The following is an 18588-nucleotide window of genomic DNA, read 5'->3' as shown; positions in this document are numbered from 1 at the left end:
CGGTGCGGGCGAGGTCAGATACGTACGACCGGCAGGGCCGCCAGTCCGCGCATCACCCGGGCGGGCCGCCAGGGGAGTTCGTCGGCGGGCTTGGCCAGCTGCACCCTGCCCAGGCGCCGGAGCAACAGGGGGAAGGCCACGGCGCCTTCGAGTCGGGCCAGGGCGGCGCCGATGCAGAAGTGGGGACCGTGACCGAAGGCGAGATGGTCATTGGGTGTCCGGCCCAGATCGAGCCGGTCCGCGTCCGGGAAGCGGGCGTCGTCCCGGTTGGCGGAGCCGATCAGGAGGCTGACGATGTCTCCCTCGCCGATCAGCTGACCGTGCAGGCTGATCGGTGCGGTGGCGCACCGGAAGGTGGCGTCGCGCACGGGGGAGTCGTAGCGGAGCAGCTCCTCGACCGCCGTGCCGACAAGCTCCGGGCCCGCTCCGGGTCCGGTCAGCCGGGTGGCCTGGTCCGGGTTCCGGAGCAGGGCGAGCATGCCGTTGCCGATGAGGTTCATGGTGGTGTCGTGGCCCACCAGCAGCAGGAGGTAGGCGGTCGAGCGCAGTTCTTCCTCGCTCATCGACCCAGTGGTGTCGCCCGCCCGTACGAGAGCGCCCAGCAGGTCCACTCCACCGGGCTCGCCCCCGGCGCGCTTGCCGGCGATCAGGGTGTCGAGGAGGGTGTGCAGATCCGCTTCCGCCCGGGCCGGATCCCGGCCCGGATCGGGGGCGATCGTGGCCATCAGCGTGTCCCGGGTCGACGCGTCGTCGAGCTCCTCGGGGACGCCGAGGATCGCGCAGATCATCCGGAAGGTGAGGGGTGCCGCGAACGTCGCGATCACATCCACGTGGGTGTCGTGCTCGATGCCGTCCAGCAGGCGGTTCGCGGTGTCCGCGATGAAGGGTTCCAGCCGGGCGATGCGACGGGGGACGAACGCCGCGTTCACCAGGGTCCGCAGCCGGGTGTGGTCCGGGGGATCGGCGTGGACCAGATGCCGGTTCAGTCCGGCCGGCCCCGGAACATAGCCGGGCACCCGGCCGGGGTCCTTGCTCAGCCGCCCGTCGGTCAGCAGTGCCCGGACGTCCGCGTAGCGGGAGATCTGCCACACGGTGGGCCGGCCGGGTCTGCGGTCCGCGTGAGCGGGCGCATGCCGGCGCAGCCAGGCGAAGTAGGGATACGGGTCCTGCACCCGTGCGGCCAGCAGGCCAGGGGGCGGGGACGGTACTCGGGGAACGGGCACGCCGGCTCCGGACTCGGTGATCGATTCGGTCACCGCGCCAACGCCCGGGCGCGACCGGAGGATACGGAATCCGGCGAACCGCGCGCGCCGGGACCAGCAAGATCGCTCCGACGGGTCAGTGCTTCCGCGGCCTCGGAGGCGGCGCCTGCCCGGCGCGCCGAGGGGAGGTCCCTCGGCTAGAGTAATGCGGACGACGTGCCCATTCCGGTCATTCTGTGCTGCCGGCCCCTCCGTCGCCCCCGTGCGTCCGCCCCTTGTCCGTGGCGTGGCAGTCGGCGTTCACAGCCCGGCGCGGGCACCGAATCGCGTGAAGCGTGGAATTCCGTACCAGTTGGAGAGGAACCACACATGCCCTTCGCCACCGCCGAGGACGGCACGCAGATCTTCTACAAGGACTGGGGATCGGGTCAGCCGGTCGTCTTCTCGCACGGCTGGCCGCTGACCGCGGACGCCTGGGACGCCCAGATGAAGGTGATGGCGGACAACGGCTTCCGGGCCATCGCCCACGACCGGCGCGGGGGCGGACGCTCCGGCCAGCCCTGGGACGGCAACAACCTCGACACCTACGCCGACGACCTGGCGGCGGTCATCGAGACACTCGACCTCCAAGACGTCATCCTGGTCGGTCATTCGACCGGCGGTGGCGAGGTCACCCGCTACATCGGCCGGCACGGCTCCCGCCGGGTGGCCAAGGCGGTCCTGGTCGGCGCGATCCCTCCGCTCATGCTCAAGACGGCGGAGAACCCCGAAGGCCTGCCGATCGACGTGTTCGACGAGATCCGCAAGGGTGTCGAGACCGACCGGTCGCAGTTCTACCGGGACCTCAGCGCCCCGTTCTACGGCGCCAACCGTGACGGATCGACCGTCACCCAGGGGACACGGGACGAGTTCTGGCTGTGGGGAATGAGCGTGGGCATCAAGGGCGCCTACGACTGCGTCAAGGCGTTCTCCGAGACCGATCTCACCGAAGACCTCAAGAAGATCGACGTCCCCACCCTCATCGTGCACGGCGACGACGACCAGATCGTTCCCATCGTGGCCTCCGGGGACAAGTCCTCGAAGCTGGTCAAGGACGCGGTCTACAAGGTGTACCCGGGCGCTCCCCACGGCCTCGCCATGGTGCCGAAGTTCGCCGAGGTGTTCAACGCCGACCTGCTGGACTTCGCGCGCGGTTGACCGCACGGCATCCGTAGTCGCCCCCGTGGCGCGGCCGATGGGCTGCCCACGGGGGCGACACGTGTGCGTAGGGGGTGCGTTCAGAGGTCTCGCCGACCGTCGTCCGGAGCCGAGGCGGTCCGGCGCCTCAGGACGCAGGGCCGGCGGACCCGGGGGGCCCGACATCGTCCGCCCGGTCCTCGTCCGCCGGTTCCTCCGTGCCCGGAAGGGTCTGCTCGGTCCAGATGGCTTTGCCCTCAGGGGTGTAGCGGCTGCCCCAGCGCTCGCAGAGGGCGTTGATGAGCTGGAGCCCGCGGCCTCCCTCGTCGGTGTCCGTGGCACGCCGGATACGGGGCATCGTCAGACTCGCGTCGGACACCTCGCAGACGAGCGTTCCGCTGCACAGCAGACGAAGACCGATGGGGCCGCTGGCGTGCCGGATGACGTTCCCGACGAGCTCGCTGGCCAGCAGTTCCGTCGTCATGACCAGGTCTTCCAGGTGCCATTGGGCGAGCTGCTCCCGTACGTGGCGACGGGCCTCGCCCGCGGCCTCCGGGCCCTCCGGCAGCGCCCAGGAAGCCACCTGCCGGTCGGCCACGTGGTGCAGGCGCGCGATCAGCAGGGCGGCGTCGTCGGCCGTGGGCCCGCCCGGGAGCAGCCCCGCGGTCACGGAGTCGCACAGGACCTCCAGATCGGGAGAGCCGGCCTCACCCCCGAGCAGACCGGCGAGCTGGGTCATGCCCTGGTCGATCTCCCGCTGCGGTGACTCCACGAGCCCGTCGGTGTAGAGGACCAGAAGGCTCTCCGCCGGCAGGTGCAGTTCCGTCGTCTCGAACGGCGGGAACGCGGCGCCGAGGGGCGGGTTGACGGCGACCTCGGGGAAGTGGGCGCTTCCGTCCGGACGGACGACGAGCGGCGGCGGATGGCCCGCCCGCACCATGACGCACGATCCGTCGGTGGAGTCGTACAACGCGTACAGGCAGGTCGCGTACGCGTGTTCGCCGAGGCCGCCCACGATGTCGTTGAGGTGGCCCATGATCTCGTCGGGAGGCAGTTCCAGGGCCGCGAGCGTGTGCAGCGCGGTGCGCAGGCGTCCCATGGTCGCGGCCTCGGACAGCCCGTGGCCCATCACGTCACCGACGACCAGGGCCACCTGCCCGGCGGACAGCGGGATCAGGTCGTACCAGTCCCCGCCCACGTCGGAGGTCCCCCCGGCGGGCAGATAACGCGCCGTCACGGTCGCCTCGGGCACGGTGGGGAGCTCCCGGGGCAGCAGGGCCTGCTGGAGTTCCTCGGACCGGGTGAGCTCGGCCTCGTAGAGCCGGGCCCGCTCCAGCGCGTGCGCCACCAGGGCGCTGATGGTGATGAGGAGCGTGCGTTCCTCGGCCGTGAGGTGCCGGGCGGTGTCGAAGGCGATGACACACACGCCGAAGGTGTGGCCGGTGGCCGTCAGGGGGAGGAACGCCCAGGCCTCCTTGTCGGTCGGCGGCAGGGTGTCGGCGTCGGGGAAGGCCGTGGCCCATTCCTCGCGCGACGAGCAGAAGCAGGGTTCGCCGGTCAGGATCGCCTGCCCGGCGGCACCGGCGTCCGACAGGTCCCTGCCGTGCGCTCCCTGCATGTGCTGAAGGAAGGAACTCGGATAGCCGACGGATCCGATGTGCACCAGCCTCTGGTCCTCGAGGACGAGAACGAGCAGGCCCTGGGCGCCGAACGGGGGCAGGACACGCTCGGCGACGGCCCTCACCACGTCCTCGGAGGTGGTCGCCGCCGCGAGCTGTGTGGTCAGCTCCGCCGTCCGGCTCGCGCGCTCGGCGGCGGCTCGGATCGCCGCCGCCGCCTCGGCCTCACGGCGGCGGCGATCGGTGACGTCGGTGAAGTACACCGTGAGGCCGCCGGGAACGGGGACGATCCGCAGGTCGTAGCAGCGTCCGGTGTCGGCCAGCGTGATGTCGAAGCCGGCTGCCGTCGACTGGGCGGCGCCGCGCCGGCACCGCTCCTCCAGGTCGGGGACATGGCGCAGGGCGGGCAGGTGCCACAGGTTCCGGCCGAAGAGCTGCTCGTCGGCCGAACCGAGAATGCGTTCCGCCTCCAGGTTGGCGAAGGTGATCCGCCAGTCGTCGTCCACGGACAGGAAGGCGTCGCTCATGTGCCGCAGGGCACGGCTGAGCGTGTCCCGGGTGGAGCGCGCGGCGTCGCTCGCCCAGCCCTTGCCGACGACGCGCGTGACCTGGCCCTCGTCGTCGAGCACGACGTGACCGGACGCGCGGGTCCAGGTGTAGCCCCCGTCGCCGCGCCGGACCCGGTACTCGGCCTCGAACGGCGTGTGGGTGCGGATGGTGCGTTCGACGGCGGCCAGCGTGGTCGCGAGGTCGTCGGGGTGCACCACCTTCATCCAGGTCTCGACACCGGGCACGAACTCGCCGGGCTCGGTCTGGTAGACCTTCATGGCCACCTGGTCCCACTTCAGCTCGCCGGTGCGCACGTCCCACTCCCAGGAGCCGACCGGGGTGGCGTCGAGGTCGGTGCGCAGGCGCTCGGGCGCCGGCATCTTCTTCAGCCGGTTCGTGGTCCATTCGGCCACCGAGGTGAGGAAGGTCCACTGCTCGGACGTGGGCTCCTCGTTGTCACCCGTGAGACAGGTGATCGCACCGATGACACGGCCCTCGTAGGCCAGGGGTACGGAGAACCAGCCGGACCGCGACAGCAGCGGCGCGCTGGGTTCGGCCAGGTCGGCGGGGAGCGCGGCCACCCACACGTGTTCACCGGAGCGCACCGCGCGGGCGGTCGCCGTGGGCCCGTCCTGGTCGACGATCTCCCATGCGCGCGTGACCGACGACGGCAGTCCGGTGGAGGACACCAGACGCAGGGCCGACATGGGGCCCCGCAGGTAGACGGCCCCGCCGACGCAGCCCAGCTCCGCGATGGAGTGCTGAAGGGCGAGCCGGAAGACCTCGCTTTCCGTGATGCCGTCGTCAGCGGTGTCGAGTAGGTCCAGCCGCCTGATCACAGACCCAATATAGGGCGCGATGTCGCAAATGACATTAAAGGGATGACGTCCTGGCGGGAGTGCCCCGGCCGGAGCCGACGGGTGCCCGGCCGGGCCGCCGCCGGCTCCGGAAGTGCTGGGAAGTACGGCGTGGTCGGCTCCGGAGGTACGGCGCCGTCGGTGCGGCGGTGGCGGCCGAGGACCGGGTGTTTTTCGGGTTGCGGGGTGCGGTGCACGACACCACGCTGGCCAGGACGCCCGCGTGATCGACGGCCCGGGACCGCTCGCCCGCTTCCCCGAGGTCGTGCGGCGGTCCGCGTCCGGCAGCGGGGCGGGTGGGCGCGACGACAGGAGGACGGTGGCACACAGGTGAACGCCGGATCGCGTCGTCCTCGCCGGCGGCCTGGCGAGCCCGGCACGGGCCGCGGCGGGCGCCGGACGCGTTATGTCGTGGGGAACCGTTCCTCCCGTGGCGTCTGGACGGTCACGCGCGCCCGTACGGCCGGTGCGTACGGGCGGCACGGCACCGGAGACCACCAGGACGCCGTGGTGCGTCACGGGCTGCGGGTGGCCGCGGCCTACGCGTGGCGGCTGCTCGTCGTCGGTGTGGTCGCCTATACGGTGTTCGCCCTCCTGGGCAGGCTCCAGCTGGTCGCCGTGGCCCTGTTCCTCGCGCTCGTCGTGACGGCGGTCCTGCGTCCCCTCGCCGACCTGCTGGCGCGGCGCATGCCGAGGACCCTGGCGGTGATCGTCAGCATCCTGGGAAGCGTCCTGCTGGTGCTCGGCGTGATGGCACTGGTCGGCCGCGTCGTGGCGGGCGAGTCCGGCAAGCTGGGCCACGAGTTCGCCGGGGGCCTGGGGCGGATCGAACGCTGGCTGGAGGGTTCACCGTTCCATCTGAGCCACGCGGTGATGTCGAATCTCCAGGGCAAGGTGGCCACCTTCGTCTCCGAGCACCGTTCCGTACTGATCAGCAGCGCCCTCAGCGGCGCCGGCCGCGCGGTGGAGTTCGTCACCGGCCTGGTGCTCGCGCTGTTCTGCTCCCTGTTCTTCATCCGTTCCGGGGACCGGTTCTGGCGCTGGTTCCAGGAGCTGATGCCGGAGAGCGCGCGCGACCCGTGGGACCGCGGCGGGCGTGCGGCCTGGCGGACCTTCGCCGGCTACACGCGCGGCATCATCATCGTGGCCGCGACCAACGCCGTCCTCGTCGGCATCGCCCTCTACGTCCTGGGCGTCCCCCTCGCGCTGCCGCTCACGCTGCTGGAGTTCTTCGCCGCGTTCATCCCCCTGGTGGGCTCGCCCGTCGCGCTCGCCGTGGCCACGGTCGTCGCGCTGGCCACCCGGGGGCCGGTCGTCGCGCTCGTCGTGCTCGCCCTGATCGTCGTCATCGGCCAGTTGGAGGGGCACGTCCTGCACCCGCTCGTCCTGAGCTGGGCCGTCCGGCTCCACCCCGTGGTCGTGGCCCTCTCCGTCATCGCGGGGAGCATCCTCGCCGGTGTGACCGGCGCCGTCGTGGCGGTACCGATGGTGTCTGTCGCCTGGTCCGTGATCACCGAGCTGCGGGCACGCCCCGAGCCGGAACCCACGGGACGCTCGCCGGGCCACCGGTCCGCCCCGGACGAGCGGCGTTCGGGGCCGACGGGGGATGCCGGGGCCGGGAAACCGTACTGACGGGACCTCGTGGAGAGCCCCGGCGAGCCCCCGGTCGGCGGCGACGGCGGGGGCTTGGCGGCGCCGGATCAGCGGTGCCGCTTCGTCGTAGCCCGGTACTCCTCTGGCCCGGTACTCCTCTGGCCCGGTACTCCTCGGGCCCGGTGGCCCTCTGGTCCCGTCTCCTCGGCTTCCCGTAGTCCTCAGGAGGCCTCGGCGGCCGCCTTGATCCGCCGGCCGAAGGCGTCCGCGTCCTTGCGGGCCGCGCTCAGCGCGAAGCCCACCAGGAGTTTGCCGATGCCATGGCCCTCAAGGACGTTGAAGATCCGTACACGGGTGGTCCCGGGGCCGGTCGACTCCAGGTCGTAGCCGCCCTCCTTCGCCATGACGATGTTCTTCGAGACCTCGGCCCAGCGGATCCGGCGGGACGGCTCGAACTCGGTGATGCGGAACTTCCGGCCCGTCTTCATGCCCGCGTCCTTGACGGTGCTGGTGAAGACGGTGCCCACGGCCGTCGGGCCCTCCGGAGTCTTCGTGATCGCCTGCACCCTGGGGCTGAACTGGGGGTCGTTCGTGCCGGCGGCGAGGTAGGCGAAGACCTCCTCGACGGGGCGGTTGATCTCGGTTGTCGCCTCGAACTGACCGGACACGGTTCCTCCTGTGCTGCGATCACGGACCGCCCGCTGAGGGCGCGCGGCCTCGCCGCGCCCGATCAGCCTAGGGCTCAGGAGCGCTGCGGGCGCGTCGCACGGGCCTGCTCAGTGGCCGAAACTGTCGGCCAGGCGCACGGTGTAGCCGTCCTCCTCCATCAGGACGACGGTGACGCCGAAAGGGTTGGGATGGTCCAGCTCCATCGGGGTGAACGCGTACGCGACGGCGGCCTTGACCGGCGGCGGAAGTTCGCCGTCGGGTCGTGGCGCGGGGGCCTGATCCCAGCCGAGGGCGGTCGCGGACTCCTCCGCGTCCCCGGCGCCGACGGAGGCGGACAAGGGCTCCTCGGTGTAGGGGAACTGGTGCAGCACGTGCCCGTCCGGGGTGGCGTGGACCATGTTCAGACACGGGGAGGGGCCGGCGACGGGCAGCTCACAGGCGGCGGCGACCTCCTGGGTCTCCCAGGCCAGGACGACCTCGTCCGCGCCGGCCGCCGCGGCGATGTTCGACAACGCCGCGATGCCGGTGAGCGCGTCGGCCCCGGGCTCGGTCGGGCGGACCCAGACCAGCCCGATCAGCTCGCCCCGCACCAGCGGCATGATGACCGGCCGGGGTACCGCGCCCTCGCGCACTCCCTTGACGTAGGCGCTTTTCATCGAGCCGACCAGCGTGTCCCACGTTCGCGTGTCCACGGAAGCCCCTTTGCCGCTGTTGTCTTCGATCACCGCCGACCCTGTCACGCGGGATGTCCCCGTGTCAGCGGGATGTCCGGCACACGACCCCTTCGATGCCCTTGCCCGTACGAGGCCGCGGCCCCTGCCCCTACGACGCCGCGGCCCCTTGCCCGTACGACGCCGCGGCCCCCGCACGGACGTCACCTAGGCTCGATGAGATGGGCCGTGTGGAAGTCCTTCAGCTGCTGGTCTCCGCCGTGCACCGGTTCGAGGGCCGCCCGAGCGGCGGAGTGCCCCCGCTGCCGGACGAGGAACTGGTGACGAGCGCCCAGGTGCGCGCCGGACTCGGGATCGTCGGCGACCGCTACTTCAACCATCCGGCCCATCGCAACGCGTCGATCACCCTCATGGCGGCCGAGCGCTTTCCGCAGGGGGCGGCCACGGAGGCGGACCTCCGGCTGACCCGGCGCAACGTCCTGCTCCGGGGGGTGGACATCGACGCCTGTGTCGGCGCGACGATCTCCCTGGACTGCGGCACCGGGCCCGTCCTGCTCGCCGTACGCGGCGCGGCCAGGCCCTGCGCCTGGATGGACACCACGCTCGGCCCCGGCGCGCGACGGGCGCTGCGCGACGGCGGGGGAATCCGCTGCCGCCCGCTGACCGACGGCACGCTCGTGGTCGGGCCCGCCGAGTTCACGGTCGTGGAGCCGGCGCCCGCGAAGGACTGACCCAAGGGCGGAGCGCCGTCGGCGATCGCGAGGGTCCGGCTCGTGGGCGCGTCAGGGCCGACGGCCGCGCAGCACCGCCCCGACCCGTCGCGGCGTACCCAACCAGTTGGTTGACCAAGGCGGGAACCGGGCATAAGGTTATTCAACCAACTGGTTGATTACGTGAGGTGAGAGGTGTCCGACGAACGGCTGTCCCGGGTGTTCTCGGCCCTGGCCGACCCGACCCGGCGCGACATCGTGGCCCGGCTGGCCGCGGGGGACGCCACGGTCAACGAACTGGCCGAGCCCTACGACGTGACGGTGCAGGCCGTGTCCAAGCACATCCGGGTGCTGGAGGACGCCGGTCTGGTCAGCCGCAGCAGAGACGCCCAGCGCCGCCCCTGTCATCTCGAAGGCGAGGTGTTCGACCTGATGACGCGATGGATCGAACGCTACCGCCGCGAGGCGGACGACCGTTTCCGCCGGCTCGACGCCGTCCTCGAACGGATGGGCGACCAGCCGGGGGAAGAGACCTCCGGCAACGAGGAGGCATCATGAGCACCGCGAACCGGAGCGACCGGCACGAGACGCGGATCGTGGCCGACCCGGCCCTGCCCACCATCCTCATCACCCGGGAGTTCGACGCCCCCGCGGAACGTGTGTTCAGGGCGTACACCGATCCCGAACTCGTCGTGCAGTGGCTCGGCCCGCGTCGGCTGACCATGCGGATCGACGTGTACGAGGCGCGCACCGGTGGCTCGTACCGCTACGTGCATCGCGAGGAGGACGGGACCGAGTACGGCTTCCGCGGCGTGTTCCACGAGGTGCGCCGTGCCGAGCGCATCGTGCAGACCTTCGCCTACGACGGCTTCCCGGACGGCGTCAGCCTGGAGACCACCCTCTTCGAGGACCTCGGCGGCCGGACCCGGGTCACCACCACCTCGCTCATGGCGTCCATCGAGTCCCGCGACGCGATGATCAGAAGCGGTATGCGAGGCGGTGTCCGCGAGGGCCATGAGCGCCTCGACGAACTGCTCGGCGGCGCCGGAGCGGGAACGCCTGAACAAGAACCGAGACGGAAGGCTTGAGATCATGACGAGCGCAGCCGACGAGCACCGCACTGTCGCCGGGGTCTTCACGGAACGGGTGCGCGCAGTGCGCCCCGGGGCATGGGAGAACCCCGCGCCGTGCGACGGCTGGGTCGCGCGGGACGTGGTGCGTCACCTGGTCGAGTGGTTCCCCGACTTCCTGAAGGCGGGCGCCGGGGTCGAACTGCCGAAGGGGCCGCCGGTGGACGACGACCCGGTGAAGGCCTGGACGGTGCACAGCGACGGAGTGCAGGCACTCCTCGACGATCCGGCCACGGCGCACCGGACGCTGTCGAACCCGCACATCGGCGAGGTCCCGCTGGATCAGGCGGTCGACCGCTTCTACACCGCCGACGTCTTCATGCACACCTGGGACCTGGCACGCGCCAGCGGCCAGGACGAGCACCTCGACCCCGGCAGATGCGCCCGGCTGCTCGACGGCATGCTGCCGCTCGACGACGTGCTGCGCGGGAGCGGGCAGTACGGGCCGCGGGTGGAGGTCCCGGAGACCGCCGACGTACAGACCCGCCTGCTCGCCTTCATCGGACGCAACCCCTGAGGAACCCTCCGGGAAGGATCACCATCTCTTCCCGGAAGGGGTGCCACCCCCTCCAGGAAGGGGCACGGTCCCGGCAGGGGAACGGTCCCGAAAGGGTCGCCGTCCCCCTGCCGAAAGGGTCGCCGTCCCGGGTCGCCGTTCCGGCCGTGGTCACTTTCAGCTTCCGGCGCCGTCACCCTCCCGTGCCGGCCGTGGCGTCGCGGGCCGCCGCCTCCGGTCGCGTTCCGTCGCCTCGGACCGGAGGCGGCGGCTCGTCCGGACGGCTCCCGCCGATCGCCGTCAGCTCCGCCGCGAGAGTCCGCAGCCAGGTGTCGATGTCGACCAGTGCGGGCAGGACGGGCGCCGGGGCGGCGGAGACGACCTCGTGCGGAAGGGGCAGCGGCGCCGCCCGGACACCACCGGGCGGGAAGGCGGCCGCCCTGTCCATCGCCGAGGCCAGTCGCCCCGCGGACTCCCGCGCCCACCGGACCGCTTCGGGCGGCGCCGGGCCGTACGTCTGCCGGGGCAGCCAATGGGATCCGATCACCGCGTGGGAGACGCAGTTGAGCGCCAGGTGCCAGTCCGGTCCGCTGTCCACGGCGTCCGCGCCGCCCTCGGTCCGGTACTGCGCGTAGGCGCCCTCGGCGATGCGGAGCCGGTGCCGGGTCAGCCGGAGCGCCTCATCGGTGCCGCCGTGCCGAGGCCGCGGATCGCCGGAGGTCCCGGAAACCTCGGGTGTGCCGGACGCGCGGACCACGGCGGACACGGTGACCCGCACCAGGGGCCCCGCGGAACGCAGCACGTCCGCGACCCCGCGCCGGACCTCGGCGTGGGCTCCCGCGGGCCAGGCGACCACGCCGCACACCAGCCCGATCGTGCAGCCCGCCAGGACGTCGAGCAGCCGTGTCCCCGCCAGCCGCCAGTCGGCCGGGGCGAGCTGGCTGAACGCGGCGGCGACGACCAGGGTGAACAGACCCTGCGCCCAGGCCGGTCCCGCGATCGGCCCCACCGAGAACGCCACGAACATGGCCGGCACCAGCACGGCGGCGTACACCTCGACGGTGCCGCCGGCCTCGAAGATCAGTACCCCGGCGGCCAGCGCGCCCACCAGCGTGCCGACCGCCGCCGAGCGCACCGTGGACCAGGTCGCTCCCGCGGTCGTGCGCCCCAGCGTCAGCACGGCCAGCAGCACCCAGAAACCGTGCGAGAGGTCCAGGGCCCCGGCCACCAGACGGGCGGCGCCGAGGCCCAGGGCCGTGCGTACGGCGTTCTGGAACAGGACCGAGCGCAGCGTGAGATTGCCGGTCAGACGCAGCGCCAGGAGCCGCGCCGTGGAGGGCCCCGCGTACCAGAACTGTTCGGGCGGCAGCCCGGCCGCGTCGCGGCGCCCGCCGATCGCCACGGCCACCGCCGCCTGGACGGTCAGGGCCGAGGCGGCCATGACCAGCAGGTCGGACCGGCACTCCAGCAGCCGCTGTGATGCCCTGGCATCCGTGTCGAGCCCGCTTCCGGACGGACGTCCGCGGACGGCGACGAAGCCGGCGACCATCTCTTCCAGGGCCTCGGGCCCCGGGACGGCGCGGGCACCGCGCAGAGCGTCCGCCGTCGCGGTGCAGCCGGCCGCGACACCGCGCAGCAGTTCCTCGGAGGACGGATCGGCGGCCGTGGCGGAGTCCGGCCGCTCGGCCATCCGGGCGAGCTGGTCCAGGACCCGCCGCGTCGCGGCTCCGGCCTGCGCCAGCCCGCGGTCGGTGCGGCCCGCCCCCGTCGGACGTGAGCCCGGTGGTGCCTTGGACAGTCGCAGCGCCAGGCCTTCCTCGCGCAGACGCCGGGCCCGCCCGGGAGAGCGGCGGTGGCCCTGGGCGGACGCGAGCGCCGAAGCGGCCGCGAGATCGAGGGCGGCGGCGATCCGTGCCCGATACGGCTGGACGGACGGCGCGGGCAGGAGCAGCAGCTCGCACAGGACCAGCAGGGCGACACCGGCCAGCAGGCCGCCGAGGCGCTGCGGGAGGGTGTCCGGCGCGTAGGGCGGGAAGCACGCGAGGACGTAGAAGAGCAGCAGCCCGGGGACCGCGCCCGCCGCGGCCGGACCGTACGCGGAGGCGAAGGAGAGGGCGAAGCCGAGCACCAGCATCCCCGCGACGGCGGATGCCGTCGTCACGGCGAGAGCGGTGCCGAGGGCCGTCAGCGCCACGGCCGGCGGCAGCACGAACAGCATGGTCCGCGCCCGGTCCCGGCCACCGCCCGGGATCGGGGAGAGGATGCCGAGCGCGATCGGCGCGAACAGGGCGTAGACGGCGACGACCGGCTGGTCCAGCACGTAGAGGGCCGAGTAGAAGCCCGCTGCGGACGCGACCGTGACCCGTGCGGACTGCCGCGCGGCCCGTACGCGAGCGGGGGAGGAGGGCCGCTTGGGCATGGACGTTCCTTCCCCGGCGCCTCCCCGGGTCCGTCCCCGCCGTACGCCCATTGTCGACCGGGACCGGGTGGGAGGCGCGGGCAGCGTCACCGCCACGGGCCCGGATCCACGCGGGGGCGGGACCCGGTCGGCGGTCCGCCCGAGCAGGTCGGGCGAGCGCCGGCGGCGAGGTGCGGTGGCTCGCCGCCGACCTCGGCGGTGAGGTGACGCTCACCGGACGGCGTCCGGGCGCCGACCGGTTCGCCGCGACGCGGCGGAGCCGGGACTCCACCGCCCGGATCCGGAGCCAGGATCTCGCCGCGGAGCCGGCCTGTCGACGCGGCCGCGTCCTCAAAGACCCGGGACGACCGGCAGCCGGCTCGACCGACCCCGGGCGCTTCTCCGGGGTGATCGCCGGCGGCTTCAGGCGAGCCGGCCGCCGGTTCGGCTCACGGCGGCCGGCGGACGGTTCGAAGCCGGCTTCCGCCTTCGCCCGAGGCTGCCTTCCGCCTTCGTCCGAGGCCGGCTTTCGGCCTCGCCTCGGCCGTCCGGCGGATCCGATCCGCGCGGACCGGAACCCCGGGGGGCGACAGCATCAACAGGGTTTCTTCGTAAGGCAGTTGAAGGGATCGACGTTCACGGGCGGGCGGCCGGTGTCCGGGCCCGCGCCACCGTCCGCATGCGTCTCGTCACCCGGCGGTCGGGAGCGCGCCGTCTGATCAGGGGTTTCTCTACCCAGGAGGCGGGTGAGCGCATAACATCCGGACGGGAAGTCACCCGGAAGGCATGTCGGGGCAACCTGCTGGGACGCGGGCCCGCCCCCGACCCGCCCCCGACCACCCGTCACATCTCCGCCTGCGCACCTGTTCAGTCCCGCACGAAGGAACCATCAGTGAGCGAATCCGGATCCTCCGGAAGAGTCCAGCCGGCTCAGGCCGGCGATCCCTCCCGAATAGGTCCGTACCGGATCGTCGGTCGTCTCGGTGCCGGTGGCATGGGTACCGTCCACGCTGGAGTGGCCTCCGACGGAACGCGTGTGGCGGTGAAGGTGATTCAGCCCTCGCAGGCCCAAGATCCGGAATTCAGGGCACGTTTCAGGCGCGAGGTCGACATGTCCTCCCGTGTCACCGGCCCGTACCTGGTCCCGCTGCTCACCGCCGACGCGAACGCCGCACAGCCGTGGCTCGCCACCGAGTACGTCGCCGGGCCCACGCTGAACGAGCATGTGCTCGCGAAAGGACGGGTCACCGGCCCCAGTCTGTACGCCTTCGCGGCAGCCACCGCACAGGCGTTGGCCGCCGTCCACGCCGTCGGCGTGGTGCACCGCGATGTGAAACCGCAGAACGTCATCCTCACGCCCTCCGGTCCCCGCGTCCTGGACTTCGGCATCGCGCACGCCGACGACGACACCCGAGTCACCCGTCCCGGAGCCACGACCGGCACCCCGGGCTGGATCGGTCCCGAGCAGTACCGGACGGGAGCCGCGGGCTCCGAGAGCGACGTGTTCGCCTGGGGAGCGCTGGTGGCCTACGCGGCCACCGGGAAGTCCCCGTTCGGGACGGGCGCGCCCGACGTGGTCGCGTTCCGCGTGATGTCGGGTGAACCCGACCTGGGCGGTGTCCCCACGCCCCTGCGCGAGATCGTGCGACGGGCACTGGCCAAGGAACCGGGGGAGCGTCCCTCGGCCGCCGACGCCGCCGAGGAGTGCTTCGAACTCCTGGCCGCGCAGCTCATCCAGGCGATGCGGGCCGACACGCTGTTCACGCGGGCGGAGGACATGATCACCGCGGTCTGGGACATGCCTCCCGCGGACGATCCGGCGTGGCCACGTCCGGCGAGGCGCGGACGAAGGCCATGGGCGGGCATGCTCGTCGTCGCGGCGGCGGTCATCGGGGGCCTGGCGGGCGGAGTGGTCGCCCTGATGCCCGGCAAGCCGGAGGGCGCCCGCCACGCGACCTCGAACGCCTCCTCCGTCCCCGCTTCCTCCGCTCCCGTCGCCTCCGCCCCCGTTTCCCCGGTGCCCGCCTCCTCCCCGGCCGACATCCCGCGGCCGTCCGGGACGAGCACCGGGACGAGCACCGGGGCGAGCACCAGGGCGAGCACGACGGACAAGCGTGAGCAGACCACGAGCGGCCGTCCGGCGAGTGCGGAGAGCTGGGCCGAGGCGAGGCCGGCACGGGGCGCGGGCGAGCACGACGTGGCCCGTGCCGTCCTGCGCGACCAGGGTGTTCTCGTCCGGGAACTCGGCGACGCCGTCGAACTCGTCCCGAGCACCGTGAGGTTCCACGCGTCGCGCGGCGAGGTCTACCTCTCGTACCGGCTCACCTCCGACGAGGCGGGAACGCTGTACGCGGAGACGGAGGTCGCCGGGCTGATGTGCCGGACGCTGCGGGACGCCGTTCTGCGGCTGCACCCGGAACTGCCGTACCGCGCCTTCGTCATGGTGAGGGAATCGGCCGGCCATGACCCGACGGTGACCTGGGACGACGATTTCCTCACCGACGCCCGATGCGCGTCGGCCGACGACGACTTGAGCCCCGTCGGCGCCGGGCCGGGCTGGGAGCCGGACGAACAGGGCCTCGGCCAGGCCATGATTCCCAGCACCGACCGCGACGAGGTCCGCGTCGCGGACCGCGCCACCCGGAGGATCATCAAGCGGACCAACGGGATGCGTACGGCGCTCGGTACGGATCGTGTGCTTGGCAACGCGGAGCTCAAGATGGGCTTCGATCCGAGTCGCTCGGCGATGTATGTGTGGTCGGACTACGGAACCTGGAATCAGCGGCAGACCGCGGCCTGGGCGGACATGGCGGCGGGCGAGGCGTGCCGGGCTCTGGTGCGGCAGCGGGACAGCGCGGGCGACGCGTGGCCGTACTCCCGTTACGCGGTGGCGGCGAGAGGCGGCTCCGGCCATCTGATGATCCGTTGGGGCACGGCCAGGACCCTGGCCGACTGTCCGGCCTGACCTCATCCCGGACCCGGCCGGGGCAACCGGGCATGAACGGGGTTGACCCTCGACATGGTCGAGGGCGCAGGGTCGTGGGTGTGGAGAGCGAGATGCGCAGCATTGGCGAGATGGCCCGGGACAGCGGACTGAGCGCGAGCGCCCTGCGGTTCTACGACCGTGGCGGTGTGCTGGTCCCCGCCTGGGTGGATCCGGTGAGCGGCTACCGCTGGTACGGCCCAGGGCAGTTGGACGAGGCACGGTTGCTGGCCCGGTTGCGCCGGGCCGCCATGCCGTTGGCGGACATCCGTCTGGTGCTGGCGGGCTGGTCCAGCGCGGACACCGGTCTGGTACGCAAGCTGCTCCAGGCGCATGTGCGCCGCCTCGAGACGGGTCTGGCCGATGCCCGCGACGAGTTCTCCACGCTCCGAGCACTTCTCGAAAGCAGGGAGAAACCCATGACACCGCCCCGTACAGCCGTCGTCCGTCTGTCCGTCGCCGCGCCCGAACTCGCCGGCGCCCTGGACGCCGTCCGCTTCGCCGCGGGCCGGGACCCGGAGCTGCCGATGCTCGCCGGTGTCCTGTTCGACATCGAGGGCGAGACGCTCGACGTCGTGGCCACGGACCGCTACCGGATGGCCGTCGCGCGGACGGGCACCAGCGGCCACGCCGACGCCCGTGCGCAGGTCATCGTTCCGACCCCGCTCGTGGACGCGATGCGGGCCTTGCTGAGCGGCGAGGAGCCGGTCCGGCTCGCCGTCGACGGTGACCGTGTGACGCTGGAGAGCGGAGACGGGCAGACGGCCGGCCCTTGCCTCGACCACGACTTCCCCGACTATCGCCGTCTCGTCCGAGCGCCGGACGGCCGGCGGGCCGTGGTCGATACCGGGACCTTCCGCGAAGCGGTGGAGACCGGTCCCGTCGTGACGAGCGAGGCGAGCGGACCGGGCGGGACCCCCGCCGACCTCACCCTGCTCAAGGTGACGGGCGACGGAGCGGTGACCGTCGGCGAAGACCGCTGGAACGACGGGAACCACGTCGCCGTCAACCGTGAGTACCTGCTGAACGCGCTCGACGCGGCGGCACGCGACCGGCTGACCCTGGAGATCGGCGCCCCCACCACGCCGATCGCGATCCGGCGGCCCGACGACGAGCACACGTTCTCCATGCTGATGCCGGTCCGTCTGGAGGACTGATCGCGAGGGGGGTCTCGCGCGCGGCGAAGGCCGGTCCCCCGTGGAGGAGTGCCAAGGCACACCGGGAACGCCTTCGCGCCGGGCCGGTGTGTCGTGCCGCGGGGATGCGACACGTGGCTCCGTGCCCGGATCGGACCGGAGGGGTGTTACTCACTTTCGGGTGACCTGGGGGTGGCCTGTACTGACGGACGACATGACCCGATACGCCCTAGTTGTTTTCTGTGTAAGGGAGTTGGTGATAGCAGTCCATCACTTTTCAGCTTTCCGTAGTTAAAGGCCATATACAGACGCCTGTAACTGAAATGTCCGCAATTCGTAACAGGCGCCGGGTGTAGACCGTCCTGAGGGGAGATGTGCAGCAACTTATGAGTCCTCGGCCACCGGGCCGGGACTCGCACAGGGTCGCACCGTGCGGGTTCCCCGAGAGGGGCACCCGCACGGGGTGTGCCGGCTCTCGAACCTTGAGGAGCATTCATGTCCGTTTCCACGTCTGTCACTGCCCGCCGCGTGGCGGCCGCGGTCATCGCGGCCGGCGCGCTGGTCGGCTCGGCGTCCGTGTCGGCCTCGGCCGCCGCCCCGCGCGACCGCTCGCACGTCGCCATCAGCAGGGTGCAGAGCGACGCCCCGGGCTTTGACGACCGCTCCGCGCGTTCCCTGAACGCGGAGTGGGTGGAAATCACCAACTCCGGTCGCCACGGGGTGAACCTGAACGGGTGGACGCTGTCGGACGAGGACGGCAACCGCTACAGCTTCAGGCACTACACCCTGGCCGGCCGTTCCACCGTCCGTGTCCACACCGGTTACGGCCGTGACACCAGCCGTGACCTCTTCCAGGACCGCCGCAACGAGGTGTGGGACAACCGTTCCGACGAGGCCACGCTGCGGACCGACCGCGGCCGCTTCGTCGACAGCGTCTCCTGGGACCGGCGCTACGACCGCGGCCACGGCCGTGACGACCACCGCGGCCACGGCCGTGACGACCACCGCGGCCACGGCGACCACCGCGGCCACGGCGACAACCGCGGCCACGGCGACCACCGTGGGCACGGCGACCACCGGGGCCACGTGCAGGGCCAGCAGGGTCCGCGTCAGGGGCAGCAGGGTCAGCAGGGTCCGCGCCAGGGCCAGCAGGGTCAGCAGGGTCCGCGTCAGGGGCAGCAGGGTCAGCAGGGTCCGCGCCAGGGCCAGCAGGGTCAGCAGGGTCCGCGCCAGGGTCAGCAGGGTCAGCAGGGCCAGCAGGGGCAGCAGGGTCAGCAGGGTCCGCGTCAGGGCCAGCAGGGTCAGGGGCTGGGCCACCTCCTCGGTCACTGAACGGCGACCGCAGGCACACCCACCCGGGGTGTACGCGGGTGCCATCCGGTCATTACGTGGAGATGAC

14 protein-coding genes are annotated in these 18588 nt (G+C 72.3%); 9 read left to right on the top strand and 5 right to left on the bottom strand.

Annotated elements, in window-relative coordinates:
• Positions 1–14: 14 nt before the first annotated feature.
• Positions 15–1256: a cytochrome P450 gene (locus ACF07B_RS11225; RefSeq protein ID WP_392178702.1), complete on the bottom strand. Its 1242-nt coding sequence runs from the start codon at positions 1254–1256 to the stop codon at positions 15–17.
• A 315-nt stretch (positions 1257–1571) separates the two neighbouring features.
• Here ACF07B_RS11225 and ACF07B_RS11220 point away from each other — a divergent pair, with 315 nt between their 5' ends.
• The gene (locus tag ACF07B_RS11220; protein WP_392178701.1) at positions 1572–2399 is read left to right on the top strand and encodes an alpha/beta fold hydrolase; all 828 of its coding nucleotides are present in this window, start codon (positions 1572–1574) and stop codon (positions 2397–2399) included.
• Positions 2400–2526: 127 nt separating this feature from the next.
• Here ACF07B_RS11220 and ACF07B_RS11215 read toward each other — a convergent pair whose 3' ends face one another.
• A complete protein-coding gene (locus tag ACF07B_RS11215; protein ID WP_392178700.1) occupies positions 2527–5385 on the bottom strand; it encodes a SpoIIE family protein phosphatase in 2859 nt (952 codons plus the stop codon).
• A gap of 429 nt (positions 5386–5814) precedes the next feature.
• On the opposite strand from ACF07B_RS11215, the gene ACF07B_RS11210 reads away from it, so the two are divergent.
• A complete protein-coding gene (locus ACF07B_RS11210; protein WP_392178699.1) occupies positions 5815–7035 on the top strand; it encodes an AI-2E family transporter in 1221 nt (406 codons plus the stop codon).
• Positions 7036–7217: 182 nt separating this feature from the next.
• Here ACF07B_RS11210 and ACF07B_RS11205 read toward each other — a convergent pair whose 3' ends face one another.
• Positions 7218–7664 carry an SRPBCC family protein gene (locus tag ACF07B_RS11205; RefSeq protein ID WP_369481779.1) on the bottom strand — a complete coding sequence of 149 codons (447 nt, stop codon included), beginning with the start codon at positions 7662–7664 and terminating at the stop codon, positions 7218–7220.
• 108 nt (positions 7665–7772) lie between these two features.
• Positions 7773–8357, bottom strand: a complete 585-nt coding sequence (locus ACF07B_RS11200) for a hypothetical protein (protein WP_392178698.1) — start codon at positions 8355–8357, stop codon at positions 7773–7775.
• Between the two features lie 200 nt (positions 8358–8557).
• On the opposite strand from ACF07B_RS11200, the gene ACF07B_RS11195 reads away from it, so the two are divergent.
• The 4 genes from ACF07B_RS11195 (at position 8558) to ACF07B_RS11180 (ending at position 10693) form a co-directional block, all read left to right on the top strand.
• Entirely contained in the window at positions 8558–9067 is a 510-nt protein-coding gene (locus tag ACF07B_RS11195) for a molybdenum cofactor biosysynthesis protein (protein WP_392178697.1), read from the top strand.
• Positions 9068–9241: 174 nt separating this feature from the next.
• Entirely contained in the window at positions 9242–9604 is a 363-nt protein-coding gene (locus ACF07B_RS11190) for a metalloregulator ArsR/SmtB family transcription factor (protein WP_362396380.1), read from the top strand.
• Entirely contained in the window at positions 9601–10134 is a 534-nt protein-coding gene (locus ACF07B_RS11185) for an SRPBCC family protein (RefSeq protein WP_392178696.1), read from the top strand. Before ACF07B_RS11190 ends, ACF07B_RS11185 begins: the two co-directional genes overlap by 4 nt.
• A 4-nt stretch (positions 10135–10138) precedes the next feature.
• Positions 10139–10693, top strand: a complete 555-nt coding sequence (locus ACF07B_RS11180) for a TIGR03086 family metal-binding protein (RefSeq protein WP_392178695.1) — start codon at positions 10139–10141, stop codon at positions 10691–10693.
• Between the two features lie 172 nt (positions 10694–10865).
• Here ACF07B_RS11180 and ACF07B_RS11175 read toward each other — a convergent pair whose 3' ends face one another.
• Complete coding sequence (locus ACF07B_RS11175; protein ID WP_392178694.1) at positions 10866–13091, bottom strand: FUSC family protein; 2226 nt, start codon at positions 13089–13091, stop codon at positions 10866–10868.
• 871 nt (positions 13092–13962) lie between these two features.
• On the opposite strand from ACF07B_RS11175, the gene ACF07B_RS11170 reads away from it, so the two are divergent.
• From ACF07B_RS11170 to ACF07B_RS11160, 3 genes are all read left to right on the top strand, one after another.
• Positions 13963–16035 (top strand): protein kinase, encoded by a 2073-nt coding sequence (locus ACF07B_RS11170; protein ID WP_392178693.1) that lies wholly within the window; start codon positions 13963–13965, stop codon positions 16033–16035.
• A gap of 92 nt (positions 16036–16127) precedes the next feature.
• Positions 16128–17210, top strand: a complete 1083-nt coding sequence (locus ACF07B_RS11165; protein ID WP_392178692.1) for a MerR family transcriptional regulator — start codon at positions 16128–16130, stop codon at positions 17208–17210.
• Positions 17211–17684: 474 nt separating this feature from the next.
• The gene (locus tag ACF07B_RS11160) at positions 17685–18521 is read left to right on the top strand and encodes a lamin tail domain-containing protein (RefSeq protein WP_392178691.1); all 837 of its coding nucleotides are present in this window, start codon (positions 17685–17687) and stop codon (positions 18519–18521) included.
• Positions 18522–18588: the final 67 nt, after the last annotated feature.

The organism is Streptomyces sp. NPDC015532 (assembly GCF_043078065.1).
In the GTDB taxonomy this organism is placed as follows: domain Bacteria; phylum Actinomycetota; class Actinomycetes; order Streptomycetales; family Streptomycetaceae; genus Streptomyces.
Note: the sequence above shows the minus strand (reverse complement) of the source record. Positions and strands in the feature narration are given on the sequence as shown.

Bases quoted from the DNA above. Each gene is read 5' to 3' on its own strand.
- ACF07B_RS11175 (WP_392178694.1), bottom strand. From the start codon at position 13,091: ATGCCCAAGCGGCCCTCCTCCCCCGCTCGCGTACGGGCCGCGCGGCAG.
- ACF07B_RS11185 (WP_392178696.1), top strand. From the start codon at position 9,601: ATGAGCACCGCGAACCGGAGCGACCGGCACGAGACGCGGATCGTGGCC.
- ACF07B_RS11195 (WP_392178697.1), top strand. From the start codon at position 8,558: ATGGGCCGTGTGGAAGTCCTTCAGCTGCTGGTCTCCGCCGTGCACCGG.
- ACF07B_RS11160 (WP_392178691.1), top strand. From the start codon at position 17,685: ATGTCCGTTTCCACGTCTGTCACTGCCCGCCGCGTGGCGGCCGCGGTC.
- ACF07B_RS11220 (WP_392178701.1), top strand. From the start codon at position 1,572: ATGCCCTTCGCCACCGCCGAGGACGGCACGCAGATCTTCTACAAGGAC.
- ACF07B_RS11165 (WP_392178692.1), top strand. From the start codon at position 16,128: ATGCGCAGCATTGGCGAGATGGCCCGGGACAGCGGACTGAGCGCGAGC.
- ACF07B_RS11180 (WP_392178695.1), top strand. From the start codon at position 10,139: ATGACGAGCGCAGCCGACGAGCACCGCACTGTCGCCGGGGTCTTCACG.